The sequence below is a fragment of the Vreelandella sp. H-I2 genome (genome assembly GCF_052959335.1).
The window spans coordinates 167806-192691 of the sequence record NZ_JBRAMC010000003.1; the positions used below are offsets into that span (position 1 = coordinate 167806).

The 24886-nt window shown below is 53.8% G+C and carries 25 protein-coding genes; 19 read left to right on the plus strand and 6 right to left on the minus strand.

Going from position 1 to position 24886, the window contains the following annotated elements; translation table 11 throughout:
* The 18 genes from ACUVOF_RS08620 (at position 1) to ACUVOF_RS08705 (ending at position 19151) form a co-directional block, all read left to right on the plus strand.
* Positions 1-1668: a phage portal protein gene (locus tag ACUVOF_RS08620; RefSeq protein WP_447043959.1), complete on the plus strand. Its 1668-nt coding sequence runs from the start codon at positions 1-3 to the stop codon at positions 1666-1668.
* A 39-nt stretch (positions 1669-1707) separates the two neighbouring features.
* On the plus strand, positions 1708-2931 hold the full coding sequence (locus tag ACUVOF_RS08625; RefSeq protein WP_447043960.1) for a S49 family peptidase: 1224 nt from the start codon (positions 1708-1710) through the stop codon (positions 2929-2931).
* A 36-nt stretch (positions 2932-2967) separates the two neighbouring features.
* Complete coding sequence (locus tag ACUVOF_RS08630; protein ID WP_447043961.1) at positions 2968-3318, plus strand: head decoration protein; 351 nt, start codon at positions 2968-2970, stop codon at positions 3316-3318.
* A 56-nt stretch (positions 3319-3374) separates the two neighbouring features.
* Entirely contained in the window at positions 3375-4421 is a 1047-nt protein-coding gene (locus tag ACUVOF_RS08635) for a major capsid protein (RefSeq protein WP_447043962.1), read from the plus strand.
* Positions 4422-4488: 67 nt separating this feature from the next.
* A complete protein-coding gene (locus ACUVOF_RS08640) occupies positions 4489-4785 on the plus strand; it encodes a hypothetical protein (RefSeq protein WP_447043963.1) in 297 nt (98 codons plus the stop codon).
* Complete coding sequence (locus ACUVOF_RS08645) at positions 4785-5084, plus strand: head-tail joining protein (RefSeq protein WP_447043964.1); 300 nt, start codon at positions 4785-4787, stop codon at positions 5082-5084. The genes ACUVOF_RS08640 and ACUVOF_RS08645 overlap by 1 nt, the downstream gene beginning before the upstream one ends.
* A gap of 14 nt (positions 5085-5098) precedes the next feature.
* Positions 5099-5701 carry a phage tail protein gene (locus ACUVOF_RS08650; protein ID WP_447043965.1) on the plus strand — a complete coding sequence of 201 codons (603 nt, stop codon included), beginning with the start codon at positions 5099-5101 and terminating at the stop codon, positions 5699-5701.
* Complete coding sequence (locus tag ACUVOF_RS08655) at positions 5698-6096, plus strand: phage tail terminator protein (protein ID WP_447043966.1); 399 nt, start codon at positions 5698-5700, stop codon at positions 6094-6096. The genes ACUVOF_RS08650 and ACUVOF_RS08655 overlap by 4 nt, the downstream gene beginning before the upstream one ends.
* Positions 6097-6158: 62 nt before the next feature.
* Positions 6159-6353, plus strand: a complete 195-nt coding sequence (locus ACUVOF_RS08660) for a hypothetical protein (RefSeq protein WP_447043967.1) — start codon at positions 6159-6161, stop codon at positions 6351-6353.
* Positions 6346-7308 carry a phage tail tube protein gene (locus ACUVOF_RS08665; RefSeq protein ID WP_447043968.1) on the plus strand — a complete coding sequence of 321 codons (963 nt, stop codon included), beginning with the start codon at positions 6346-6348 and terminating at the stop codon, positions 7306-7308. Before ACUVOF_RS08660 ends, ACUVOF_RS08665 begins: the two co-directional genes overlap by 8 nt.
* 70 nt (positions 7309-7378) lie before the next feature.
* Entirely contained in the window at positions 7379-7720 is a 342-nt protein-coding gene (locus tag ACUVOF_RS08670) for a hypothetical protein (protein WP_447043969.1), read from the plus strand.
* Positions 7721-7836: 116 nt separating this feature from the next.
* On the plus strand, positions 7837-8229 hold the full coding sequence (locus ACUVOF_RS08675; protein WP_447043970.1) for a DUF1799 domain-containing protein: 393 nt from the start codon (positions 7837-7839) through the stop codon (positions 8227-8229).
* A 60-nt stretch (positions 8230-8289) separates the two neighbouring features.
* Complete coding sequence (locus ACUVOF_RS08680; RefSeq protein ID WP_447043971.1) at positions 8290-8889, plus strand: hypothetical protein; 600 nt, start codon at positions 8290-8292, stop codon at positions 8887-8889.
* 107 nt (positions 8890-8996) lie between these two features.
* Positions 8997-14612 carry a hypothetical protein gene (locus tag ACUVOF_RS08685; protein ID WP_447043972.1) on the plus strand — a complete coding sequence of 1872 codons (5616 nt, stop codon included), beginning with the start codon at positions 8997-8999 and terminating at the stop codon, positions 14610-14612.
* Positions 14609-15961, plus strand: a complete 1353-nt coding sequence (locus ACUVOF_RS08690; RefSeq protein ID WP_447043973.1) for a hypothetical protein — start codon at positions 14609-14611, stop codon at positions 15959-15961. Before ACUVOF_RS08685 ends, ACUVOF_RS08690 begins: the two co-directional genes overlap by 4 nt.
* Complete coding sequence (locus tag ACUVOF_RS08695) at positions 15952-16773, plus strand: hypothetical protein (RefSeq protein WP_447043974.1); 822 nt, start codon at positions 15952-15954, stop codon at positions 16771-16773. The genes ACUVOF_RS08690 and ACUVOF_RS08695 overlap by 10 nt, the downstream gene beginning before the upstream one ends.
* Before the next feature lie 3 nt (positions 16774-16776).
* Positions 16777-18603, plus strand: a complete 1827-nt coding sequence (locus tag ACUVOF_RS08700) for a phage tail fiber protein (protein ID WP_447043975.1) — start codon at positions 16777-16779, stop codon at positions 18601-18603.
* Positions 18604-18860: 257 nt separating this feature from the next.
* On the plus strand, positions 18861-19151 hold the full coding sequence (locus tag ACUVOF_RS08705; RefSeq protein ID WP_447043976.1) for a hypothetical protein: 291 nt from the start codon (positions 18861-18863) through the stop codon (positions 19149-19151).
* A 172-nt stretch (positions 19152-19323) separates the two neighbouring features.
* On the opposite strand, the gene ACUVOF_RS08710 is transcribed toward ACUVOF_RS08705, so the two are convergent.
* Genes ACUVOF_RS08710 through ACUVOF_RS08725 form a run of 4 tightly spaced genes read right to left on the minus strand, consistent with a single transcriptional unit; the run spans position 19324 to position 21877 of the window.
* Positions 19324-19881, minus strand: a complete 558-nt coding sequence (locus ACUVOF_RS08710; protein ID WP_447043977.1) for a hypothetical protein — start codon at positions 19879-19881, stop codon at positions 19324-19326.
* A 48-nt stretch (positions 19882-19929) separates the two neighbouring features.
* Positions 19930-21204 carry a Y-family DNA polymerase gene (locus ACUVOF_RS08715; protein WP_447043978.1) on the minus strand — a complete coding sequence of 425 codons (1275 nt, stop codon included), beginning with the start codon at positions 21202-21204 and terminating at the stop codon, positions 19930-19932.
* On the minus strand, positions 21201-21650 hold the full coding sequence (locus ACUVOF_RS08720) for a LexA family protein (protein WP_447043979.1): 450 nt from the start codon (positions 21648-21650) through the stop codon (positions 21201-21203). Before ACUVOF_RS08720 ends, ACUVOF_RS08715 begins: the two co-directional genes overlap by 4 nt.
* Positions 21647-21877, minus strand: coding sequence for a DUF1654 domain-containing protein (locus tag ACUVOF_RS08725; protein WP_447043980.1), 231 nt, complete (start codon positions 21875-21877; stop codon positions 21647-21649). The genes ACUVOF_RS08720 and ACUVOF_RS08725 overlap by 4 nt, the downstream gene beginning before the upstream one ends.
* 132 nt (positions 21878-22009) lie before the next feature.
* Between ACUVOF_RS08725 and ACUVOF_RS08730 the strand changes: the two genes are divergently transcribed.
* Entirely contained in the window at positions 22010-22666 is a 657-nt protein-coding gene (locus ACUVOF_RS08730; protein ID WP_447043982.1) for an SOS response-associated peptidase, read from the plus strand.
* 104 nt (positions 22667-22770) lie between these two features.
* On the opposite strand, the gene ACUVOF_RS08735 is transcribed toward ACUVOF_RS08730, so the two are convergent.
* Positions 22771-24204, minus strand: coding sequence for an SIR2 family protein (locus tag ACUVOF_RS08735; protein WP_447043983.1), 1434 nt, complete (start codon positions 24202-24204; stop codon positions 22771-22773).
* Positions 24205-24206: 2 nt separating this feature from the next.
* The gene (locus ACUVOF_RS08740) at positions 24207-24698 is read right to left on the minus strand and encodes a TIR domain-containing protein (RefSeq protein ID WP_447043985.1); all 492 of its coding nucleotides are present in this window, start codon (positions 24696-24698) and stop codon (positions 24207-24209) included.
* Between the last annotated feature and the right edge of the window lie 188 nt (positions 24699-24886).

Here is a 24886-nt window from a genome sequence, read left to right on the forward strand (position 1 = left end):
ATGGGCCTATTGAAGAATTTAGGCGGCGCCCGGGCCAAACTGGCAGAGACCCAGGCCCAGCAGGCGATGGAGGAAATTGAACGCCTGAAGGCAACCCAGCCCAGTAGCCAAGCGAACGTAGGCAGCGAGACTCGCCACCGCGGTGCAAGCCGCATGATTCGCAGCATGTTGAGCTGGATTCCCGGCCTGGGTAGCCCTCGGCAGGATACACCGACCAGCGAGCGGGAAACGCTGATTGCCCGTTCCCGCGATGCCTACCGCAACCACATGCTTGGCCGCGCAGCCATTAGCCGAGCCGCTACCAACGTGGTGGGCATGGGGTTAACCGTTCGCCCCAATGTAGACGGCAAGGTGCTGGGGCTGGATGACGACGCTACCGACGCCCTCAATGATCAGTTAGCACGCGGCTTCGCCCTTTGGGCACAGGATCCAAACGAATGCGATGCAGAAGCCACGATGGACTTCTACATGCAGCAACGGCTGGCCTTTGTCAGCGCGCTGGCTAGCGGTGATGTGTTTGGCTTTACCCCGTTTGATAAACGAGTAGGCGGGCTGTTTGGCCTAAAGCTGCAGCTCGTGGAAGCGGAGCGGGTAGGTAACCCCTTCAACATCCTAAACACGGAACGCGAGCAAGATGGCATTCGTGTGGATCGGCTAGGCAGGCCGACGCATGTACGGCTATGCAGCGGTTACCCAAACGATCATCTAACCCGGCATAACTGGGAATGGGTACCTGTTTTCGGGGCCGAAACGGGCCGCCGGCGGATACTGCAGTTAATGAACGAAAAGGACCGCCCCAGCCAAGTGCGTGGCGTTCCTTACTTGGCACCGATCCTGGAGGCATTGCAGAAATTAGAACGCTTCAGCCAGGCAGAGCTAACCGCCGCCGTGATCAGTGCGATGTTCACGGTGGCCATTACGCATGGTGACACCGATGAGGAACAAGGCATTGGTGGCGGTGCCACGATGTGGGATGAGCAGAGCAACGATCCCAACAAACCAGCGCGGCCAGTGGTGCAGAGCAACCGGGATCATGAACCGGAAGGCGACAACCTGACGTTAGGCGAGGGCGCGGTCTGGGATTTGGAAGAGGGCGCTAAGCCGGTGCCAATTAGCTCCAACCGGCCTAACCCTGAATTTGATCCCTTCTTCATGGCAGTCGTAAAACAGATAGGCGCGGCACTAGAGCAGCCTGCTGAAGTTATTTTAATGCACTTCTCCACCAGCTATACGGCAGCTCGGGGCGCCTTCAATCAGCTATTCAAATTCGTTAAGCAGCGCCGCCACCTTTTAACCGTGCAATGGTGCCAGCCTACGTATGAACTGGTCGTTGATGAGATGGTGGCGAACGGTATGATTACGCTCCCAGGGTATCGGGATCCGGCCAAGCGCCGTGCTTATATCCGTTCACTGTGGATTGGCGAGCCGCTGGGCTCACTCAACGAACTGATTGACGCCCGCGCCGCGACGGAGCGCATCGCCAACGGCACCAGTAATGAGCACCTGGAAACCATGGCGCTGCACGGTGAGGACTGGGAAGACGTTCACAAGGATCGTGCCCGCGAGATCAAACGTAAAAACGAGGATGGCGTACCGCTCTATATTGGCGGCAAGATTCATGACGACGACGCCCAAACAGACTCACACCCTAACCAGCACACCGCCTAAACCCTGCCATTGAGCAGGGTTTTCCTTTTGGAGATGATTATGAGAACCGCACTGGAGCTAGCGGCGGGTCGCCCGTGGCTGATGACTAGCGAGGCGCTCGATACCGTGATGGCGGTGGCTGATCGACAGGGCGATGTGGAAGCGCTGGAAACACGGCTAGGGCGATCACTGGATAACACCCGCAGTGTCACCGTGCGCGATGGCGTGGCAGTGATCCCGGTGACCGGCCCGATCTTTCGCTATGCCAACCTGTTCACTGAGATCAGCGGTGCCACCAGCACCCAAGTGTTGGCGACTGACTTTCAGACCGCGTTCGACGATCCCGCGATAAAAGCGATCATTCCTGTATTCGATACGCCCGGTGGTGAAGCCACTGGTATCAATGAGCTTGGGGACCTGATCTTCAACATGCGCGGCCGCAAGCCCATTATTGCTTACGTGAGTGGTATGGCCGCCAGTGCGGGCTATTGGCTGGCCAGCGCCGCCGATGAAGTGGTGGTGGATGACACCGCCCAACTAGGCAGCGTGGGCGTGGTGCTGAGCCTGCGTAAGCGTGAGGATCGCCCTGGCGAAAAGAGCTATGAAATTGTTTCCAGTAACGCACCCAACAAGCGGCCCGACCTGGAAACGGAAGCGGGCCGGGCGCAACTTCAGACGCGAACCGATGAGCTTGCCAACGTGTTTCTCGACAAGGTGGCCCGCAACCGCGGTATCCCTCGGGAACAGGTCAACGATCGTTTCCGCCAAGGTGGGATTGCGACCGGCGCGCTGGCGATAGAAGCCGGCATGGCGGATCGCCTTGGTTCCCTTGAATCCCTCATCACCGAGCTGGCCGGTTCCTCTGCCAGTACCCAACCCAGGAGCATCACTATGACCACCGTGAAAACCACGGCAGAGCTGCAGGCAGCGATCGAGGCCGGTACCGACCCGAAAACTATCCAGGTCGCCACCGCTGAAAGCGTAGACACCGACAAGCTACGTACTGAAGCGGCGGAAGCTGAACGCCAGCGCTGCATCGGCATTCAGGCTTTGGCGATGCCAGGCTTTGAAAAGGAAGTCGCGGCGGCCCTGGCCAATGGCGACAGCGTAGAAGCCACCGGCTTAGCGCTGTTCAAGGCAGCCACAGACCGTGGCATTAGCCTACAGAGCATTAAGGGCGACAGCACTGAAGCTGGTACCACCACGCCGCCTAAGGATGGCGATGCTGCTGAAACAGAGCGTGCCCAAGCCGTAGACGCCATTTCCGCGCGTTGGGCCAAGTAAGCCCGCGCATAACCTTTTACTGATAGGAGCAAGCCCATGCCTGGCATGACGCAAACAGCCCGCCGGCAACGTCAGTTGCGTGGTGGTGATTTCCCGGTTCGCTTCGCCACGGTGATGATTGCCACCGGCGAAAAATTGGAAGAAGGCAGCGTACTTGGCGAAGTAACCGCCGACGAAGAGTACAAGCTGAGCGCTTCCACCGCGACTGATGGCAGCGAGTCCCCAAGCGTAGTCCTCTGGGAAGACGTAGACGCAACCGATGGCCCGGTGCCTGCGGAAGTAATGCTAACCGGTGACCTACGCTCAGCCGCCCTAACGCTTGGCGAAGGCCATACCATCGCGTCAGTACGCAAAGCACTGCGCCCCTGGTCGCTGTTCGTTCACTAAGCGGGCGGCTAGCGAGCGCTTAGCGGAACCCTTTTTATTTACTCCGGGAGAACCCCATGGACTTATTTGAACTACGCACGATGCTGGCGGCGGTGGAGCGTATGCCACGCCCGCGTCGTTTCCTAACGACCACCTTCTTTGGCGCTGAGCCGATTGTGGCACCGACTGAGCATATCGATATTGACATCATTAAGGGTAATCGCCGTATGGCGCCCTTTGTCATGCCCAACCGACCGGGCTCAGTGGTGAAACGTGGCGGCTCAGTAATGCGTAGCTACAAGCCTGCATACGTGAAGCCGAAAATGCCGACGCGAGCGGGCCACTTGCTTTCCCGTCAGGCGGGGGAAAATGTTTACTCTACACGCACACCACTGGATCGTGCGGGCGATCAGCTGGGTCGTGATATGCAGGATCTGGATGATCGTATCAGTCGCCGTGAAGAGTGGATGATTGCCCGAGCACTCACTACTGGTCAGGTGCATGTGATCGGTGATGGCGTTAATGACATCATTGACTATCAGATGGATGCCGAAAACTTGGTGACCGAAGCCACGCTTTGGACAGCCGCCGGCGCTGACCCTATCGCTGATTTGCGCAAGTACAAGCGGCGTGTTTCCAAGAAGAGTGGCCGTACTGCCAATGCCTGTGTAATGAGCGCTGAAGCGGCGGATGCCTTCCTGAGTAACGAAAAGGTATTGGAAAAACTCAATACCCGCCGCGTAGATATGGGCATGATCAAGCCAGAGCAACTGCCGGATGGTGTCACCTACCTGGGTTACATCAATGACCCTGGCCTTGACCTGTACTCATATGACGAATGGTTCACGCCGGATACGGATGGTGAAGAGGATGAAGGCGCTCTGGAAGATGAGCCGATGATTCCTGCAGGCGGTTTGATCGTGGGCACCACTTCGAGCCGCAACTCCATGCTGTATGGGGCTATCGAAGATGTGGAAGCCATCGAAGGCGGTCTATTTGATGTCGATCGCTACCCGAAAAGTTGGACTGAAAAGGATCCCGGTGTTCGCTGGCTGATGATGCAATCGGCGCCGATTCCTGGCTTCCACGAACCTGACGCCTTCGTCTACGCCAAGGTCGTCTAACCACCCCGCCAAGTGCGGGGTGATTTGTTTGTGGGCAGTCAATCCTAGATAAGCAGCGGAGGTTGTCATGGCAGCTAAACAATATGTGGTAGCGCGTGGGCAAATCGAAAAGGGCAAAGAGGTGCTGGCCAAACAAGGCGAGCCCTACAAGCCGAAAGATGCCACGGAAGAGAAGCGCCTGGTGGATGCGGGCGTAATCGCTGAGCTGGGCGCCCCTGCAAAGGGAAAAGGCACCAGTAAAGCCAAGCGGTCACCGACTCCGCCTGAGACACCACCGGGTGGTACCGGTGGCGATGGCAATGGTGGCGAGGGTGGCGGCCAGGGTGAAGGCACCGGTACTGGTGGCGGTTCAGGTGGCGAGTAATGAGCGCCTTTGATGATGAGATCCTAGCGGGTCTTATCGAAATGTACCGCGACGCGGGAAAGCTCGCTGCCTACCAAGGCAGCGAATCTTCATCACCTGAACTTTATGTCGTGCTTGATCGCGGTTACGAGGTGTACGACCAGGATCAAGTCGCCATGCACGTCACCACCATTTCAGTGCTGGTCGCGGACGCGGCCACGTCGCGGCAGGGCGATACGATTGCCGTGCCGGGGCGCACCTGGACCGTTCAACAGATTCTGGAAGATGACGGGTTTGAGCGGCGGTTGTGGGTGTCGTAACGGAAGGGGGAGGTATGCCAAACCTGCAATTTGATATTCGGGAGTTGCAACAACTTAGGCAGCGTTTCGACCCGAAAGATGTTGAGAAGGCGCTGGGTTGGGCGGTGAACGCTACCGCTAAAAAGGCTGCCACCCAGATCAGTAAAGACACTCGCCAACGTTACACCGTGAGCGCGGGCGATATTCGCAAGCGGCTAAAGATAGAGCGTTATCTTCGCGATGTAGACCGCGCCATTCTCTATACAGGTCGCCGGTTGCCTTTGGTGCAATTTAAACCGTCTGAACGCTGGGTATCGGTGAATCCTAAGCGCCGGGTGCAAAGTGGCCCTCGCAAGGGCAGTTTAGCCCGCAGGCGTGGCGTTACCGTGCGAGTGCGTAAAGATAAAGGCCGTCAGCAGGTGCAGGGCGGTTGGCTAGCCAAAGGGCATATTCTAAGGCGTAAGGAGCGTAGCGACCCACAAAGCCAACCCATCAAGCGGTTTGGGCCATCGATCCCTGAAATGGTGGATAGCCCTCAGGTGATTGAAGCGGCACAAGAGCTGGTTAGGAAGGATTTGCCTCAGCAGTTCAATGACCGCATGGATTACCTGCTCAACAAAAAGGTAGGACTCGCATGAATGATCCTGATGTAATTAACGATTTGATCACCCTGCTACGGGAAAAATGCCCCGGAATGGCGACGATAGAAGATGCCACTTTCGCCGAACCTATCAATAACTTTGACCAACAAACCCCCGCGGCGCTTGCATATCTTGCGAAAGATACTGCTAGCGGCGATGCCGAAACAATCCGGCCCGTGCAGCAGATACGGCTAACGTATGGCATTTGGCTAGTGTGCAAGCGCGCTGACTTTAAAGCCCAGCGGCAAGCCCTTCGGGGATGTCTCATGGGGCATGGCTTTACCGAGCACCATAACCCTATGCAGTACCTGGGTGGCGAGAACGTCGATATCCGCGGCGACCTTATCTGGTGGCGAGAATTCTGGACTACTGATACCTGGCTGCGTAATTAGCCCTAATTAACCAACTCAACAATCCCCGCCGCGTGCGGGTTTTTTTTGCCTGGAGAAAAGCCATGCCAAGCCAAGGAGGTCGCTACGAGATTCGTAACGGCGAACGCGTGCTAGTGCACCGCACCAAGCCCGCGCCCACAAAGCAACCCGCAAAAGCGGCCCAGCCACCAGCTGTTGCGGTGCCGGTGAAAACTGATACCGCAGCATCGAAGCCCGCCAAGGCAGCGGACAAGCAAGAGGTAAAGGGCAATGAGTGATCCACTATTATGGCGACTACTGACCGTCGCGGCCATCATCGAAGATGAGTACGGTGTTACGCCAGAAGACCTGACCGATGCCGTGTTTTTCGATGTAATGACTAAAGAGTCACCCGGCGTTTACCAGGGTGATACCGTTGAGCGCGAACGCATGAAGCCTGGCTTTGGTGCTAATGAGCAAATCAATGTCGCCCCGTATTCTACACGCACGATTCGCGTACCCTATGCAGGATCAGGAACGCCCGGTGTGCCGCCGTCGTATTGGCCGTTGATGTTGTGTGCAGGCCATAGTGAGGAGATCGATGTAACTGAGGGTGAAGAGAAAGTTATCTACGAGCCAGTATCTAGAGACTTCACCTCAGTTTCACTTCTCTGGTGGTCGGATGATGACGAGCTACAGGTATTGCCGGGCGTGCGGGGCACCGTTACCCGCACAACTGATGCCAAGGGTATGCCGTACTTCGATTTCAGCTTAACAGGGCTCTACCAGCGACCCACCACGCAAGCCCCTCCTACAGGTGCTGCTAAAGCACCGCAAGCGGGTGAGGTGCCGGTCAATAAGCAGAACAGTACGTTTATGCTGTTTGGCTACCCAGCACCCATGCAATCTTGGTCTTTTGATATGGCGGGTCAGGTAGAACACCGCAACTTGGTTAATTACGAAGGTGTTCACCTTACTGCTCGCCAAGCAATGGGGCAGGTCAACATCCAGAAACCCAGGCTTGCAGACTTCAACATCTTCGAAAAGGTTGAATCTCACAATGGAACGGTGGTGGACGCAGTGACGTTCACCCACAATAAAATCGCCGGCAACATCGTTGATTTTGAAGCCACTCGCGTGCAGCTATCGAATTATGCGGAAACTGAAGTGCAGGGCATTACTCACTGCACCATGGATACCCGGCTGCTCTCCGCGCCTGAGGGCGACGGAGATTATCGCTACGTATTTCGCTAACACCTAACCCAACCCCAAAGCGCCGCCTATCAGGCGGCGTACTTATTTGTGTCAATTAAAGGAACACACCATGGCCCTGATTCTTAAGAAAATCGAAACCACCACCGTCGACGTACCCGTGCAAGTACCAGGCGAAAAGAAACCAGCCACTATTCAGGCCGAATGGAAGCTGCATAAGTGGGACGCCTACCGTTCCATTGTTGATGCACAGCAAGCTGGCAAGAAAAAGGACGAGGATCTACTGGAAGACCTAGTGAACGTCAGCGGTATCAAAGGCGAAGACAAGAAGGATTTGCCGTTTGATAAAGCACTGGTTGAACAGCTCATGCAAGAAACCTACATTCGCCGCCCGCTAATCCTCAGCTGGTTTGCCGCGCAAGAAGGCCGTAATCAGGCCGCGGCAAAAAACTAACCGGCGCTGGCCAGTGGTGGGCCAGCGGCCCCGCCCCCAGCGACCAGCGTAAGAAAGATGCTGACCGCTGGGGGCTGAAAGACGCTGAGATCATCGAAGCGTCCAAACACTACGAGGTGTGGGAAGAACACTGGCCAGCGCTGGAACTGTTCTTAGCAATGCGCACCCAGTGGCGCATGGTCATCGGCATGGCAGGCGGGCAACGGCTGGGCATTGACTACACCTCGCTTTACGGTCACCCAAAATTTGCCCGGTTGGATTATGACGAACAGGATCAGCTGCTAGTGCAGATCCAGCACATCGAAGCGGGCGCGCTTGCCGCGATGAATGAGCAAAGCCATTTAGCAGAGCAGGAAGCCGAAGAGCAGGCGAAGGTTACAGAGGTGATTCAAATCAGCACCGAACTGAATTATCTGAAAGAAGAAAAGCAGCGCATGAACTTTCAAGAGCTAATGAACGTGATGGATCTGCCTGCTAGCTATCGGGGTGATGGGGCCTTTGTGGCTTAGGTGCTACAGTTCCTTAATTCGGCTAAGCTGGCTTGGGATCAATAATTTGAAGAGGGCCTTATGTCAGCACAAAATATGTCGGATAGAGAACGGTGGTCTGGCTGGGTAACGTTTGCCTGGCTCTTGGCAATACTTGCATGCATCGGAGGGATTGCTGTCATCGCCATGGCAGGGTTTATTGAGGTGCCGCGTGAAAATAGATTTGGACGAGTTGAGACTGTAAGAGAAGTGAATGTTTTCATATGGTCTCTGGGTATTGGACAAGCGATTAGTGCTGTGATGCTAGCGGCGCTGTTCAGCATGGTTAATGCAATTTATAAGAATTCCTGCTTGCTATTGGGGCTACAGCCTGATGTACAGCCGAATGAAAAAAACGAATCCCTAAATAATCCAGATGCGGATGTGCCAAATGCATCTAAAAGTGATAACGGCCCAAAGGTTGTAAAAATATCAGATAAATCGCCTTTGTTTGATAAAGCCTATGTTGACTGGAGACTTACAGAGATAAATGGGCACGACATTGCAGCCAGCAGAGATGTTAATTCCGTACTGAAAGTAGGTGAAAACAGCTTCATGTTTACGAAACCAGCAGGTGAACGAGTAACCATCATTGCGAAGGTCAGCTCAGATTTGCGCCTTCACATGACCCTAAGTAGATAATCTTTACACTTATATAAAAGGCCCGCCACGGCGGGTTTTTTGATGCCCGGAATTTAACATGCCCGCCGCGTGCGGGCTTCTTTATGCCCGTAATTTAAGGTGGCTATATGGCCCAGCAATACAAAACCGGCTTGATCATTACCGGCGATGCCAGCGGCGGTATTCGTGCCGTACGCGCCACCGACGATGAGCTGGGCAAACTCAATCAAACCTTTGATCGGACTTCGCGTCAGTCTAAGCGCTTAGGCACTGACGTAAAGCAGACGGGGCGTCAGCTATCCACTATCGACCGTGGCGCTACAGAGGCTAGTCGTGGGCTTGCGGTACTGCGCACCAATGCCACCGGTGTAGCGGCTGCGCTGGCTACTGCCTTTGGTGCGGGCAGTATTATCAATCAGGCCCGCTTGATTGCGGATACGGATGCCCTCGCAAAGAGCATTGGCATGTCCACCGGTGAGCTGCAAGCCTGGGATTATGCCGCCAAACTGGCTGGGCTAAGCGGCGGCCAGATGGGCGATATTTTGAAAGACGTTGCTGAGCGCATTGGTGAGTTCAGCGCAGAAGGCACCGGTGAAGCCGCGGCACTGTTTGAAAACCTCAATCTCCGCATTGAAGAAATGCAGCGCCTCGCGCCTGATCAGCAACTGCTGAAGATTGCAGAGGCTATCAGCACGCTTGATAACCGTGGCGAACAAATCAGTTACCTAGAACGCCTAGGTAACGATGCAACGCGTTTGTTACCGCTACTTGAGAACAACGCAGCCCTGTTGCGTGAATATACCAATGAGGCGGACGCGCTGGGTGTCTCGATGTCGAACATGGACATCGAAAGCGCGATCGAAGCTAACCGTGCCATGGCGCAGCTAAGTGGCACTGCGCAGGGGCTCACCAACCAGATCGTTGCCGATCTAGGCCCTGGGTTAGCTACTGTTACCAGCAGCCTCACCGATTTCATTCAGGAGTCTGGCGGCGCTGCCAGTATTCTGAATGAGGTTAAAGATGTAGCCACGCTGACTGCTGCTGTAATGGCGGGACGGTACGCCGCTTCAATAGTAGCGTCAACCCGACAAATGATCGAGCGAAACGCCGCCAGTGCAGCCGCCGCCGCAGCGGATGAGCGCTCGATGCAAATGGCTGTGCGAAGAGCTGCTGCAGAGGTCGCAACCGAAAAACGGCTGTTAGGCCGTGCGATCGCCGAAGCGCAGGCGACCAAGGGTACTGATGCCCATGCTGCTGCGCTCGCGCGGCTTGGTGCTGCTCGCCAACGGGCGGTGGCGGCAACGGCGCAACATACCGTTGCAGTGAATGCGAACGCGTCGGCTACTCAACGAGCCACCGTTGCGGCTCGGGCTGCTTCAAGCGCTTACGCATTGATAGGCGGCCCATTAGGCGTGGCCACGTTAGCGGCCACCGCATTCTTTATGTTCCGCGATAGTAGCGATGATGTCTCTACATCGCTGGTGAGTCTTGAAGAACCTCTTGAAGATGTTATCAGCAGCTTCAAGGAGCTGACGGCTGAAAGCCAGCAAGCGGCGCTTATCCGTTGGGGCGATCGCCAAGAGGAAGAAGCCGACAAGGCCCGCCGTGCATTGTCTAAAATTCGCGAAGAAATCCTCAGCCTAGGCTTTGAAAATACCACTGGCGCGGAAGCCCGTGAGTTTTTCGATGAAGTGAGCGCTGGATTTGAAGCGGTAGAAAGCGGCGCCCAAAGCCTCGACGGCATGCTCACCAGGCTACAGGAACAGTTAGAAATTCCTGATAGCGTGATGCGTGACCTGCGGCTATTAGCGGCAGACTACAGTGAAGGTCGCCTGGCTGCTGACGAGCTTGGCAGTCGATTGGTTGTGCTAACTTCAACGTTCAGCGATGTGGGTGACGCTGCTGCAGAAACCGGCAGCCAGATAAATGCCAATACTCCCAGCACCGAAGCGCTCGATAAGTGGGAACAGTACAACCAAAAATTACGTGAAAGCGTAGCGGCTTTGAATGACCCCTCGGCGGCTGGCGCTGCTGCGCGTGAGCTTGATGCGCTAGGGATTGTCGATCCTATCCGCCGTGCAACAACGCTAGTGCTAGCCGCTCAACAGGATCAGATCGAGCGTCAAAAAGAATTTCAAAAAGAAGCTGCTGATGCTGCGCGTACTGCGGCATCCGAAGCACAGCGCGCAGCGCAAGAGCAGGTACGTGCGGCTGAGAACCATGCAAATGCCCTGGTCGGTATTCAACAGGAAATGGACCCCCTGCTGAAAGATTACGAAATCTACCTTGGGCGGCTGGACACCCTGGACAGGGCGCTGGCCGAAGGCACGATTACCGAAGAGCGTTACGGGGCTGCGCTGCGCTGGAGCGCTGAGCAGTACAAACGTTCTGCCACCGGTGCCGAAGAGTACGAAAAAGAGCTGAAAGCCCTGGTGGGTCAGTACGACAGGCAGCAGCAGAAAGCCAAGCAGTTGGCTGCTGATGAGCGGGCGATACAGCAGGCGTTTGATACTAACGCTATTAGCGCGCAGCAATACGCCCGCATGATGGCCGAAGTGGAAGAGGCTCAGTATCGTCTAGCGCTGGAGTCGGAAGGCACTTTTGCTGCGATGGCCACCGCGTGGAATCGCAGCGTTGAACGCATGGACGATGCAGGGAAAGACTTCTGGCGCGGCTGGCTAGATGGCACCGGCGATGCGGTAGACCAGTTTAAAAACATCGTTATGGATGGCGTGGCGGAAGTGGCGCATGCGCTCATCACCCGCCCGTTAACCGTTGGCCTAACAGCAGATTTGCAGGGCATGCTCGGGATAGGCGCCGGTGGCCAGCAGGGCGCCGGTGGTGGCTTGAATTTCAGCAACACCATTGGCGCGGCTAAGAATCTGTATAGCTCGGGCGCTGCCCTGCTGGGCGGCGGTGCCTCAACCGCTGCCGCTGGCTATAGCGCGGGTACGTTTGCCGGATCTGCTACCGGTGCTTATGGCGGCTGGGCGGGCAGTGCCGCTGCCGGTGCTGCGCAGGCGGGCGGTGGCTTTATGGGCGCCGCCAGTGCGACCATGCCGTGGGTCGGTGGCGCCTTGCTTGCTGATAACGTGCTTGGGCTAGGGATTGTTGACGGTATCGTTAGTGGTATTAGTGGGCTGTTTGGCGGGGGTGAAACCCCGTTTAGCGGTCGCTTTGGCACCACTGCAACGCTCAACCGAAGCGAGGGCGCGGGTAAAGATGGCGTTTTCGAGCATCAAAGCACCGGGCGTTTCTACGGCGAAAGCGCGTTAGGGTTTACCGGTTTTCGTGACCAAGGCACCAAGCGCTTACAGCGGGCGGGCACCGGTGACAAAGACTGGGCGGAAGAGCTAACTAACGCCGCCGTTGAAATGGATAACTTGGTAGCCAGCATCGCCCGTAGCCCGGAAGAGCTGGACCTGATGCGTAGCGCTGTACAGGGCTTGGAAACCTCTAGCCGTAGTGCTGCTGATATTGTCGAGTTTGCACTAAACGAACGCCCCCGCGCAGCGCTGGAAGCCATGGGCGGTGACTTTGGGCAGTTTGTGCAAGGGCTTTCCGGCAGCATTGAGGAAGTGGTTCAGCAAGCCCAGGTAGCCCAGCAAGCACATGACGTGCTGGCCAGCGGCATGGAGCGCTTGAACCTGCAGTTCGACGCCACCGGCGCTGGTGCATTTGAGGCCGCTGGCAGCATTGCCGATATGGTCGGGGGTATCGAAAACCTCACCAGCCTGCAATCCAACTACTTCGATAACTTCCTGAGCGAAGGTGAGCGCGCCGCGTATCTGCAGAATGATCTAGCTAAATCGCTCGCAACCATCGGTATGCAGTTGCCAGAAACCCGCAGCGGCTACCGCGATTTAGTGGAAGCGCAAAACCTCAACACAGCAGCGGGGCAACGTAACTATGCCCAGCTGCTGCAGCTGGCGCCCGCGTTTGCTGATTTGGTCACAGATATGGGTGACGTTCAAAGCGCTGCTGAGCGGTTGAGCAGTGAGCTAAGCGCCGCGCGCGATGTGATGGCCACCGCCGAAGATGCTGCGCTCAAGGCGTGGCAGGCGTTCGACAGCCAATCCTACGATCAGCAACGCCAGTTACTGGCCCTGCTGGGCGACAGTGAGGCCGCGTTAGCGATGGAACGCGAGCGCGAGTTAGCGACAATTGATGAAAGCCTACGGCCACACCAGCTACGTATCTGGGCGCTTGAGGATGAATACGCCGCTCAGCAAAAAGCCACCCAGGCCGCACAGAATTACGTTTCTGAGTTGTCGCGGGTGCGTGGTGAGTTGAGCAACACGCTGGGCAATATCAGCGGCTGGATAGACCAGCAGAACGCCACCGGCGGCACGCCGGGCATGAACCTAGCCGAGTCCGGCGACCAGTTCAGCCGCCAGTTGGAACTTGCGCAGTCCGGCGACCGTGCCGCGCTGCAGTCAATCACCCAGTATGCCGACCAGTATTTGAGCGCAGGCGAGGCGATGTTTGCCAGCGGCGGCGCGTTTCAGTCGATTCAAGAGGAGGTGTTGGGGGCGCTTGAAGCGCTGCCGGATCAAATCAGCTCAGAGGAGTATCTAGCCGAGGAGATCCGCACAGCGTTGTTTGATGCCCTGGAAGGCAAAGCCACTGACAGCGAAATTAACGCGTTAATGGCGCGGGTGGTGGATGGTGATTTGTCTATCGAGTCGGCGCTTGCATCGATTTACGGCACAAGCGAAGGCACCGAGGACAACACCAAGACCCTGGAAGATAGGGCGCGTGAACAGCTGAATTCGCTTGATGGGCTTGTCTCTGAAATGTCGCGCACCACCGACCAGTTTGTCGGGCTTAACTCAACAATGGTGAGCCTGAAAGACTCGATTAATGCGCTAGGCGTGGCACAAGCCGAGGTCGCCAAAATCGAGAAGGCGCGCATAGCCGCTGAAAAGGCCGAGCGTGAGCGCATCGAGCAGGAACGTAAGGCGGCACAGGAGGCGGCAAAACAGCAGCAGGCGAAAGACCTTGTTAGCGAGGGGAGCGCTGTTAAGTCGTCTCTGGGTGCTTTTAAAGGCAGCGCCAAAGATTCAGTTAGTCGGGAGTATGACGGCTGGGCTGATAGCTTTGAGAACCTTTGGGATTACTACTCTGCGCGTGATTTAGCCAAGCTGTCAGATGGCCAGTTTGAAGGGCTCAAGGATGAACGCCGCGAGGGGCATCGTGCATCGGGCGCGGATTGGGCTTATGGCAATACGGATACGATCGCCAACGCGATAAGGGATATGCAGGAATCCCAGCAAAGCCTTGCCGGGTTGCGTCAGGAGTACAAAGCGCTAACCGGCAAAGCAGCGCCGTTCGCTAAAGGCGGGGTGTTCACCAACAGCATCGTTTCAGAACCTACCCATTTCAATATGGGGCTAATGGGCGAAGCGGGGCCGGAGGCGATTGTACCCCTGCACATGGGTAGTGATGGGCTGGGTATTAAAGACTACGGCCCCCGCGACCTGCCCATGCCTGATATGCCACTGCCCCAGTTCCCGCAGTTGGGCAACGCGGACGTGGTGCAGGTGCTTAATGACCTGCGCAACGAAAACAAGCAGCTGCGCAGCGATATTAACCGTCTGTTGGGTGACGTTAAAACCAACACCGGCAATACCGCTAACGCCGTGGCAAGCAGTGCCAGCCGCGCCGAGCAGCAGCGTATTGCACAGCTTGAAGAGCAACGCGCCGCGACAAGCGCCGCCCGTTTGAAGGTGCGCACACCATGAGTGATCAAGAGTATGAAAGATGGCTAGCGGATCTTTCCGCTAGCCGGGTGCTGCTTGCCCATTTACACCACGCCGGAGGCGTTGAGTACGTGGCCACCGGGCCGTTTATCTCAAAGCCTACCGACACCGACCCTAACCGCGTGTATGACGACTGCTTAAATGCTGCTGTTGATATATCGACGCGCATTGATGGGCTGGTGGGTTTCGGTGAAGTAGCCCTGCAAGACGATGGCGAAATAACCCACTGGGTAGCCAATGCCTGGCAGGGCCATCCCATCAAGTTGTATTTGGGTGGGCCGGAGTGGTCGCGTGATGATTTTCGTTTGCTTGCCCAAGGGCGTAACGGCGGCATATCCGATGCGCGTAAGGGTGTGCTGGCGTTTGTCATGGAAGACGAAAGCAGCGTTTTTGATGAGCGCATCGACACGGGCCAGCTACCCGACGATGCAGGCCCGGTGCCGCTGACGCTGGGTAGCGTTTACAACGCCCCTGCGTACTTGCTAACCCCCGACCCCTACCGTTTTAAAGCGTCATTCCTGCCCGTAACAGCGCTTAACCCGAAGGATAACGGCAACCCCATAGCCCACACAAAGGAGCTTTCTAGCGGTGCCTTTGTGCTGAGCAATGGGCTGATAGGCACGCTCACGGTAGACATTGAAGAGCAGCACAACACGCCGCTGAAAATCGTGGAATGGGTGGCCGCGCATTACGGCGTAGCGCTGGGTGATATAGCGCTGCCCGGCTACACGGTGGGGCTGTATTACAACGGTGAAGTAACGGGGGCGCAGATCCTCGACGAGCTGTGCGAGGGGCTGGGCGCTTACTGGTATCGCAACGCCGTAGGCGCGCTGACGGTTCGCCAGCGGGTGTTGCCGACCGAGGCAGACATAACGCTAGACGTTGATGATATTGAAGTCGATCAGATTCGCTTGGCGTCTACTGAGTCGCCCTGGAAGGGCTTAACGCTGCGCTGGGGTCGCAACTATTCGCCGTTATCCACTGTTGCCGGGGCCGTTGAAGCAAACAGCCCCGGCGAAGCATCGCGCCTGCGCACTGAATGGCGGGAGAGCCGCGCTACCCAAGCGGTAGACGATTACCCACTAGCGAAGCGCGAAGAGGTTAACAGCGTGATTCAGAACGCCGACGACGCGGCCACCGAGCGCGACCGCTTGCTAGCGTTGCGCGCTCAACGCCGTGAAACGTGGAGCCTTAAAGCGTTTCTGCCCCCGGTGCGCGTGGCCATGGCCATTGCCGTTGATCATTCGCGTTTAGCGGGGCGCGTTGGGCGTATCGCTAGCGTTTCCCGTTCGCCCACGCGGGGCACCACTGATATGGAGATATGGCTTTGAGCAACCTGCGCATGATCATTAACAATTTTCACGACACAGCGACGCTCACCGCCACTAGCGAGGCGTTGCCCGTGAGCTACACCCAGCGTAGCGGGCGTTCAAAAATATGGCGCTCAGTAGACACAGCGCCGCAGGTGATTGAATGCGCGTTACCCGACCCTGATTTTTTATCCGCCGTAGTGGTTTACAACCACAATCTGACCTCAGCGGGCACGATACGTATTGAATACCTGATGGAGGATGACGTGGTTTACGACTCAGGTGTTATTTTCGCGTCGTCTCTTATTCCCTTGGGCGTATGGCGAGCGGGCGTAGACCCATGGGGCGCGCAGGATCTAACCGAATTCCCTAACACGCACCATGTTGTGTGGACAACGGCCACGCTGGCGACCCGTTACCGCATCACTATCGAAGACAGCAACAATCCTGATGGTTACATCGAGGTGTCGCGGATCATTGCCGGGTTGTATTACTCGCCAAAAATGAACACTAGCTATGGGGTGAGCTTGGAATGGCAAGATTTTGCCGAGCATAAGCGAACGGAAGGTAACTCGCTGCGCACGATAGGCGACGGTATGGCGCGGGTGCTGACCTTTGATCTTGATTACTTGGAGCGTGAAGGGCTTGGCGAGCTAAGCCGCGAGCTGCTGAAAGTCGGCAAGCGGCAGGATATTTATATCAATCTCTACCCCGAGCAGGGCGACGCGTTAGAGGCGGAACACGCTTTCGTGGCCCGGCGTGACGGTAACTATGGCCACACGCACAACTATTTCAATAACTGGAAATCCCAGCAAAAAATGATAGAGGTATAAGGCATGGCCACAGCTCCCACAGTACCCAATTTTAGCCAGTTTAATTTTGTCGTTAATGATCGGGCCGCAGTCATCACAAAGCAGAACGGCGTCAATGCAGCGTTAGAGCAGTTTGGTAACTCGCTAACCGCGATGACTGACAGCATTAACGAAGACCTGCAAACAATGGAGAGTCAAAAGACCGACACCCAGCAGGCCGCCCAGGCCGCAAGCTCGGACGCCGAGCAGATCGCGCTCGATAAGCAAGCCGTTGCCGATGACCGCACCCACGTTGACCAGCAAAAAAGCGCTATCGACACCACCGCCGGGGAAGTGGATGCCAACGCCCAGCAGGTAGCGACAGACCGGCAAGCGGTGGCCGAGGACACGCAAACCGCTACCGATGCCGCCGCCGCTTCTAGCAGTGCCGCTAATGCCTCGATTCAAGCGAAGGACGACGCCGAAGCGCTCTACGGCGACCTGCAGGCGGTAGAGGATGCCAAGACAGCCAGCCAGCAGGCGGCGACCACTGCAGGCGAAGAGCGCACGTTAGCCGAGCAAGCGCGAGGCGGCGCAGAGACTGCCCAGTCAGCAGCCGAAATCGCCGCGAGTGAAAGCCAAGGCGCGGCTGATGCCGCTGTCAGCAATCACGTTACCGAAGAGGACCCACACACGCAGTACGAGCAGAAAGATAACCTCAAAGCGTTAGCCTATGTTGATGCGTTATCAGGTGCAGATATTGGTGATTTGCAGGCGCTTCAAACGGCACTGCAAATTATTAATGTAGCGGGTCGCGGTGTTATTGGAGACGGCCCTGATTTGTTACTAAAAGGGGCGTATGGGGTAGGGGCTGCTGATAATTATAGCCCTAATGGCGTGAATATTGACAATGGCGATTCTAGCAATGGTTTTTGGCGCGCCGATAACAGCAGGCAGGTTTCAGCGTATTGGCCGCTCACCCCTTTTGTAGGTTCAATGATTCAGACACGAGCAAATTCGCTGTCTGTTAGTCAGCTGCTCCTTCGGGGTAACAGGATGTGGTATCGGTCAACCTCTGCCGGAGCGGAAATAGGATTTGCCGAGGTTCGGAGCACTGCTAATACCACGATTGATTCAAATGGTTTTATTAAATCAGCCTCGCCTATTTTCCGCTTGTCCAATGATTCAGTCACGGCAGTTAGTGAAGAGCAGAAATTTAAGGAAGCGGGCGCGGGCGCTGCTAATGGTGAAGCGCAAGGGGTCACAGCATCACATGATGCGGTGGGGGTTTACACCGTTATCGGGTCGCTTGGTTTTGCTGTGAATGGCTGGACGGTTGAGGTGCCCCAGGACAGTAACGGCAACCGGCTTTGTGTTGTTGAAACTGAACAAGCAGACGATGGCACTATCACTGTGCGCACGTTCTCAAAAACGGTCGATGCTGCTACGGGTGATGTGATTGCAGATGCGCCGATGGATATTCCCGCCGGTCGCTGGGTCGATCTGCGCTTGAGCATGCCACCGCCGCCGACAAACGACCACCCTGATGATGTTGAGGAGACGCCCGCGTTAACGCCCGAGCAGCAAGAGCAGGCCCGCATCGAGCAACTAGATCGTTGGCGGGCAGCGACTGCAGTCAGCCGCTTACAGGCACTGCAATCGCTTGACGACTTTGGTTATTTAGATCAAGTCGAAACGATCATAACCAACATGCCCGACACCCCCGAAGGCCGAAAGACCAAACGCGCATGGGCAGAGGCGCAAGAGTTCCGCCGCATGAGCCCGACGATTATCGAGCTGCTGGGGATTCTGGAATTAACGCCTGAACAGGCAGACGAATTGTTCAGGCATGCCCTGACGCTCGAATTCTAAGAGCCCACCCCGCAATACCCCCCACCGCCTTGAGCGGTTTTTTTGTGCCTGTGTTTTGGTCTGCATATGCTCATTACGAATTTATCTAAACTCGGGTTGATCAACAATTTGTCATCTACTAAGGTAATTATGTCGGCGGCAGGAAGCCGCGTTAGAAACGGATGTCTCGCTCAGGATGAGCGGCCACAAGCCAGGAAGGCACGAGTTCAAACGCCCCCGTAGTGGGGCGTTTTTTTGTGCCTATAAATAGGTGATGCATGAAATATACGCACATACCCATAAGCTGTGCTGCCATGCTGGCAGCGTTTTTGTTAGGCATTAATCCCTGGCTGGCATGGCTAATCATGGCCGTTTTTTGGGCTAGCCACGAATGGACTCAGGCGGAATACAGATGGATTGAGAACCTAGGTACCGGGAAACGGGAAAGCATGCCCTGGTGGGGTGGTTTTGATCCTAGGGTGTGGGGTTTTAAAAGCTTTGTGCTAGATATGATTGCGCCCGCAGTCGTGAGCGCTGGGCTTGCGTGGGTTCTGGTCGAATACTTGTAGGCGATCTCTTACATAAACCGTGGTTGATCTCTTACATAATCTCACTATGGTCACTGCTACGCTGAGATTGTGACGCCAGGAGCGCCGCTGATTAAGCATGACGGATGCGTCACTCATGGAAGATGGGGAGTACGAAAGGAGTCATGAATGCCAAGGACGGCTCATTGAAAACTTATTCAGGTTTTGTAGGTAAATTCATTATTCTAAGATCTGATCTGACAGTAATTAATCTTTTCAAGCTGTCATTGAATTGAAACTCAATTTCACGGATGTTATGCAAGTTAGGTATTGAATCAACCGTTATTGGTATTAGTCGAGCATAAGGAGATTCATGTGTTATCGGAGTTATGTCATGCATTGAGAAATAAGGTATGTGGCCTAGGCCGACATAGCCCTCAACCTGAACATGGCGATTGGTAAGGATAGGTGGGGTACTATGTGAGTTTATTTTGCAGTCATCTTTCCAGCCATCAGTAGTAAGCACCCTGACTTTTAAAGTATGCCAGTAAGGTACCAGGGGAGCTTTTCTAAAGTTAGCTATCTTTGCTTGTATGCACACAACTTGTTTATGCTGCTTAGTGTCGATGTCTTCATCAGTAATTAATGCGCTGTATGGACATATCATTTCTAATTTTGGTTTTTTATCTTTAGTGTAATCCCAAACATTCCAAATTAATGCACAGGCGCCGGGTACTATTGACACGATAGCAACAACAATATCTGAACTCATTAGAACTATTCCTTAAATGGTTTTGCGGGATTATCCGTAAGTGCCCCCTCACGACTTTACCTCAGCTAATTCATCCCACCTCGTAGTATACCTAGGCGTCCTATGTTCACAACGCAATTCCCACGCATTAACCTTGCGCGGCATCCCCAACCGCACCGTGTTCTTGCCGTGCTCTCTGTTAAGCTTATCCATCGTCGCCATTAGGCGTTCATTGCGTTCACGCTGTTCATCGCTCACAGGCTCAGCCAGTAGGCCTAGCTGCTCATTATCGTGGTCGCAGAGGTCCATCAACATTACGCCGCATTTTTGGAACCAGATCCCTTCCTTGAATATTCTCTCCAGCCCTGCAATGGCAGCTCTCACTAACTCTCGGCTGTCGTCAGTCGGGTGAGGTAACGGTACCACTAGCGATTTGTTGTGGCTGGGCAGGTCCTGCCTGAATTTGTTCGTTCGGACAAACACCATAATGGCTCTAGCCAAGCCTGATTGCGTACGTAGCTTCTCGCCAGCACGTGAAGTGTGGACGCGAATCGCTTCGTGAAGATCTGCTCTGTTATTTGTCAGGCGTCCAAAACTACGGCTTACCATGATCTGCTGTTTCGGCTGGTCCATATCATCGAGCGAGATGCAGTCCTCACCGCGGAGTTCATAAACGATGCGCTCCATCACCACGCTGAAATGCTTTCTGAGGTGCTTGGGCGCGGCTTCCCGCAACTGCCAGGCGTTTTCTATTCCCAGCGTGCGTAGGCGGGCAGCACTGCGGCCAGCGACGCCCCAGATTTCCGTGACAGGAAGTTGCTCGAGGAAGGCGCGAGTATCGTCGCTGTCTGGATGCATAATGGCTACGCCGTTAAAGTGGGGTTCTTTCTTGGCGCGGTGGTTCGCAATTTTCGCGAGTGTTTTACTGGTGCTTAGACCTACGCTTACCGGTATGCCGGTATCACGGCGCACCTGGTGCCGCATTTCCTGGCACCGTTCCTCGAGGGAGTCGGGTTCGAACCCTTCAAAGGATAGGAACGATTCATCTATCGAATAAACATCAACATGCGGCGTGTGCTGTGAAAGTACGTCAGTTACGCGGCGGCTCATGTCGCCGTAAAGCGCGTAGTTTGAGCTCAGCAAAATGCACTGTCGTCTGATATGTGGGTCGATTTGATGCGCCGGCATGCCCATTGGCACACCCAGCTGCTTAATTTCTGCTGACCTGGCAACAACACAGCCATCGTTATTCGACATCACCCCAACGGGGCGACCTTCCAGCTTCGGATTAAATACACGCTCGCATGACACATAAAAATTATTGCAGTCGACTAGGGCAATCATACCGAGAACCCTGGTGCCAACGAATGAATGTTATGCGTGACCACGCCCCACACTTGGCACTCACGGCCCTCTAAGGGTATCGGTCGGAACTCAGGATTGGCGGCGAATAGGTAATGCCGGTTGCCCATGATGTCGTAACGCTTGCAAGTTAGCTCTCCATCCACACTCATGATGATGATGTGACCTGGCTTGGGCTTAAGCGAGCGATCGACAATGAGTAGATCGCCATCATAAATACCGACCCCAATCATCGACGTGCCTTTTGCCCTCAAGAAATATGTCGCGCTGGGATGCTGGATGAGATGAGCGACGAGATCTAGCTCAGCTTCCAGATAGTCATCAGCTGGGGAGGGGAAGCCGGTGCGCACCTCGCCGGCGGCAAGGGGCAGCTTAAGCGGTGGGGCAGTGGTATCAACGCGACCCAAAATGGAGAGGTGCATACTCATGCCATGCTCTCCTCAGGGTTCCAGCGCAGCCGAATGTGCTCGGAGGTATCATCCAGCGGGATCATCGTAACGTTCTCAACTGTACCCAAGTCTTCTAGCATCTGTGCCCAGTCGTCAGCGCTATCATCTTCCCGGCGGCGGATCTCGACACACTGCTTTGACTGCGCCCCTGGGCTACCGATCTCTTTCTGCACGCGTTTAACTAATTGCTCATATGATTTAGACATAAGCGCCTCCTTAAATGACTGGTGATATATACAGTAATAAAGGAGGGAAGATAAGCGATCAGTATCGTTGACTGCAAGTACACATATGTAAGCGCTTGCTGCGAATTGCTATTTTTCAGCTATCATTCAAGCATGTGTGGACGATTCGCTTTATTCACCCCGCTAGATAAGCTGGCCAACGTGGTCGGTGCCACTATGCCTGAACGCCAGCCAGCACCCCGCTATAACGTGGCACCAGGTACATGGATTGCTGCGATTCATCAGGTCTCAGAAAACGAGGCGCCAATCGTTGGTGAGATGTGGTGGGGGTATCGCCCGAAGTGGGCAAAAGGCAATGGTAACCAGCCCATCAATGCCCGGGTAGAGACGGTGGCGACCAACGGCTACTTCAAAAACGCATTTGCAAAGTATCGATGTCTGATACCTGCAGACGGCTGGTATGAGTGGATCAAGGATTCAAAGCCCAAACAGCCGCATTACATCTGCCGCAAGGATCGAGAACCGCTGTTCTTTGCCGGCATCTTCGCCGAGCGTGATGATGGCAGCATGGGCTGTGCGATTGTCACCGAGCCCGGGAGGGGGAGTGCTGCAGAGGTGCATGACCGCATGCCACTGATACTGGATGACGATAGTTTGGAGCACTGGCTGGCACCTGATGTGACCGATCGGGAAGCCATTCGCAGCCTAGTTCATCACATCAATGCCGATCTGATTGAGCATTGGCCTGTGAGCACGGCAGTCAATAAGCCGGCTGAGGGGCAAGGGGAGGAGTTGATAAATCCGGCTTAAACTTTTCATCACTAAACGAGTATGGGCATAGACTTGAAGTTAACAATATATTTAATTCTTATTAACCTAATTATAAGAATCATTTTCTATCTTAAGTTGTCGTTTCATTTCTGGCCTAGAAACCCTTTTTTATTTAGTATATCTATAATCTTTATCGCTATTGCATTAGGAGTGATGTCTTTTAATAGCTCTTTTAGATCCGCTTTGCTAGGTATATGCGGGTAAGAGCGGTCTTCTATTAGAGTTTTCGCTATTTTCTCTGCAGCACCACCTGTGGAACCAATTGGTAATATGAATGCATCTTGTTCCTTAGCAAGTTGAATCTCTTCAATGACACCTGTTGCAATTACAATTTGACCGTCCTCTAGCTTCATCCCCCCTATTACGATGACGACCCCTGATAAACGAGCCATCTCCTTCCTGAGCATAGTCCACTGAGATCTGTTTGGTTCAGAGCCCAAAAGGGGTTGAGGAAAAGGGCGAGCTATGAGCCTGCGTTCTAAATCCCAGATCCCTTTCTTTTGTAGAGCTTGTAAGAAGCCAGCCATCGAAGCAGAGCCAACAGTAAGACCGAATCCAGTAACAAGAGAGAGACCTTTTTTACCAAGTTCAGTACCTATTTCGCTGCTAACCTGTGAAATGTACTTTTGTTTTTCATTGTCAAAATCATTAGTTGGACAACTGCCACTTATCCAAATTCTTTGGCTAGCTACACGTCTCTCGATTTGATACATTATGCCATCTATTTCGCTATAATCATCAATTTCAACTACCAATAACCCATATCTCTTTAAGTCTTTAGCCCAATATTTATGCTGAGTTAACCGAGCATTGAACTCATTTTCATATTCATAATCATTTTTTTGAGGTGGGCGAACTATAGCGAAATGCTCGGGAGGAGAATCAGCAAAATTTTCTCTAATTAATGAAAGCACATGCTTGATGTTAGGATCAGTAAAACTTAAGCCCATGAATAACATTGAGAAGCTGCTCATGTGCGCATGTAAAAGTGGTAAGAATGCTCCTCTTTTCAATTTATAAAGTTCATAGTCATCTGTTGATATTACAACTTGTTCAATATTGTCAATTGAACCATGCATTTTAAATAATCTTACCGCACCCGGTTTAGGCCTTAAAGCTAATTGATCAGTAGTAGAAATAGCATCTACTGGTCTATTTATTTCTGAGTAAGACCTCTCTATTAATTTGTCATAATTAGTTGTCCATATATTTCTGATTGGGAGGCGTGCCAGGGAGTGCAACACGTCAGGTATAGGGTGGTCTATATCAATATGATCCCTTATAACGGTGTTTATTCGAGTTCTACCTACTGAATTTGATACACTCCATTGTGCAAGTGCTGCTAAATCGTATACATCATTAGTATTGACTTCTAGTTCATCACCTATTTCTTGTAAAAGTTCTTTCCATGAAGGGTAGCCGGCGCCCATAGATACGCCGGCACCAACAAAAACTGCAGCAGCATCATCAGATACTGCTCTGGAAAAGTCTTTTAAAAAGCGATCTTTGTTACTCATATTTAATATTTATTCCGGATTTTTATGGCCTCTTCAACCCAGCCTTCAATATTAGAGGAAATTGAATTATAAGCTGCTTTGCTATCAGCGCCATTAGGATCATATAACCTAACGATTTGAGATAGGAGTGTTCCGTCTAGATTAAAACTATTAAATGGATTTGGGCCCGGAATGCCTTGCAATGAAGAATTATCAAGAAGCTTGTCTATGCGTATTCCGACAATGCCTTTATTCATTTCCCATGCTTTTTGTATTTCATATTTAACGTATTTTCTATCTGCAGTGTCTTCGCCAACTAAAACTATGAGACATGACTTACCTTTTAGATTATCATCGATCCATTTTTTTATGGCTGAATCGCCTTTCTGCTTTACTTCTTCCCAAGAATTTGAGCTTAAAACCTGGTTTCCCTCTAATGCACCAATCTGCCTAACTTGTGATGTTCTCCAATAATCGTTCTGAAAATGAAAGCTATAAAATACTTTCCGAGCCATGTGAGGTTTCCTCAAAATTAGCGGAACAAAAATTTTAGGTATCCTTCATTTTTAGCTTTCAAGATGTTTGTTTGCAAATAAAATTTAAGAAAGCAAGCCAAAAGTATTACTTTCATTGTTCATTTGTCCCAGCACAGACAAAAGAAAATAGAACGCGCGTGAATCACATGCACGGTCAGGATGAGCTA

Excerpts from the sequence above, each read along its gene's own strand:
- ACUVOF_RS08620 (WP_447043959.1), top strand. The coding sequence starts at position 1 with ATGGGCCTATTGAAGAATTTAGGCGGCGCCCGGGCCAAACTGGCAGAG.
- ACUVOF_RS08625 (WP_447043960.1), top strand. The coding sequence starts at position 1,708 with ATGAGAACCGCACTGGAGCTAGCGGCGGGTCGCCCGTGGCTGATGACT.
- ACUVOF_RS08630 (WP_447043961.1), top strand. The coding sequence starts at position 2,968 with ATGCCTGGCATGACGCAAACAGCCCGCCGGCAACGTCAGTTGCGTGGT.
- ACUVOF_RS08635 (WP_447043962.1), top strand. The coding sequence starts at position 3,375 with ATGGACTTATTTGAACTACGCACGATGCTGGCGGCGGTGGAGCGTATG.
- ACUVOF_RS08640 (WP_447043963.1), top strand. The coding sequence starts at position 4,489 with ATGGCAGCTAAACAATATGTGGTAGCGCGTGGGCAAATCGAAAAGGGC.
- ACUVOF_RS08645 (WP_447043964.1), top strand. The coding sequence starts at position 4,785 with ATGAGCGCCTTTGATGATGAGATCCTAGCGGGTCTTATCGAAATGTAC.
- ACUVOF_RS08650 (WP_447043965.1), top strand. The coding sequence starts at position 5,099 with ATGCCAAACCTGCAATTTGATATTCGGGAGTTGCAACAACTTAGGCAG.
- ACUVOF_RS08655 (WP_447043966.1), top strand. The coding sequence starts at position 5,698 with ATGAATGATCCTGATGTAATTAACGATTTGATCACCCTGCTACGGGAA.
- ACUVOF_RS08660 (WP_447043967.1), top strand. The coding sequence starts at position 6,159 with ATGCCAAGCCAAGGAGGTCGCTACGAGATTCGTAACGGCGAACGCGTG.
- ACUVOF_RS08665 (WP_447043968.1), top strand. The coding sequence starts at position 6,346 with ATGAGTGATCCACTATTATGGCGACTACTGACCGTCGCGGCCATCATC.
- ACUVOF_RS08670 (WP_447043969.1), top strand. The coding sequence starts at position 7,379 with ATGGCCCTGATTCTTAAGAAAATCGAAACCACCACCGTCGACGTACCC.
- ACUVOF_RS08680 (WP_447043971.1), top strand. The coding sequence starts at position 8,290 with ATGTCAGCACAAAATATGTCGGATAGAGAACGGTGGTCTGGCTGGGTA.
- ACUVOF_RS08685 (WP_447043972.1), top strand. The coding sequence starts at position 8,997 with ATGGCCCAGCAATACAAAACCGGCTTGATCATTACCGGCGATGCCAGC.
- ACUVOF_RS08690 (WP_447043973.1), top strand. The coding sequence starts at position 14,609 with ATGAGTGATCAAGAGTATGAAAGATGGCTAGCGGATCTTTCCGCTAGC.
- ACUVOF_RS08695 (WP_447043974.1), top strand. The coding sequence starts at position 15,952 with ATGGCTTTGAGCAACCTGCGCATGATCATTAACAATTTTCACGACACA.
- ACUVOF_RS08700 (WP_447043975.1), top strand. The coding sequence starts at position 16,777 with ATGGCCACAGCTCCCACAGTACCCAATTTTAGCCAGTTTAATTTTGTC.
- ACUVOF_RS08705 (WP_447043976.1), top strand. The coding sequence starts at position 18,861 with ATGAAATATACGCACATACCCATAAGCTGTGCTGCCATGCTGGCAGCG.
- ACUVOF_RS08710 (WP_447043977.1), bottom strand. The coding sequence starts at position 19,881 with ATGAGTTCAGATATTGTTGTTGCTATCGTGTCAATAGTACCCGGCGCC.
- ACUVOF_RS08715 (WP_447043978.1), bottom strand. The coding sequence starts at position 21,204 with ATGATTGCCCTAGTCGACTGCAATAATTTTTATGTGTCATGCGAGCGT.
- ACUVOF_RS08720 (WP_447043979.1), bottom strand. The coding sequence starts at position 21,650 with ATGAGTATGCACCTCTCCATTTTGGGTCGCGTTGATACCACTGCCCCA.
- ACUVOF_RS08725 (WP_447043980.1), bottom strand. The coding sequence starts at position 21,877 with ATGTCTAAATCATATGAGCAATTAGTTAAACGCGTGCAGAAAGAGATC.
- ACUVOF_RS08730 (WP_447043982.1), top strand. The coding sequence starts at position 22,010 with ATGTGTGGACGATTCGCTTTATTCACCCCGCTAGATAAGCTGGCCAAC.
- ACUVOF_RS08735 (WP_447043983.1), bottom strand. The coding sequence starts at position 24,204 with ATGAGTAACAAAGATCGCTTTTTAAAAGACTTTTCCAGAGCAGTATCT.
- ACUVOF_RS08740 (WP_447043985.1), bottom strand. The coding sequence starts at position 24,698 with ATGGCTCGGAAAGTATTTTATAGCTTTCATTTTCAGAACGATTATTGG.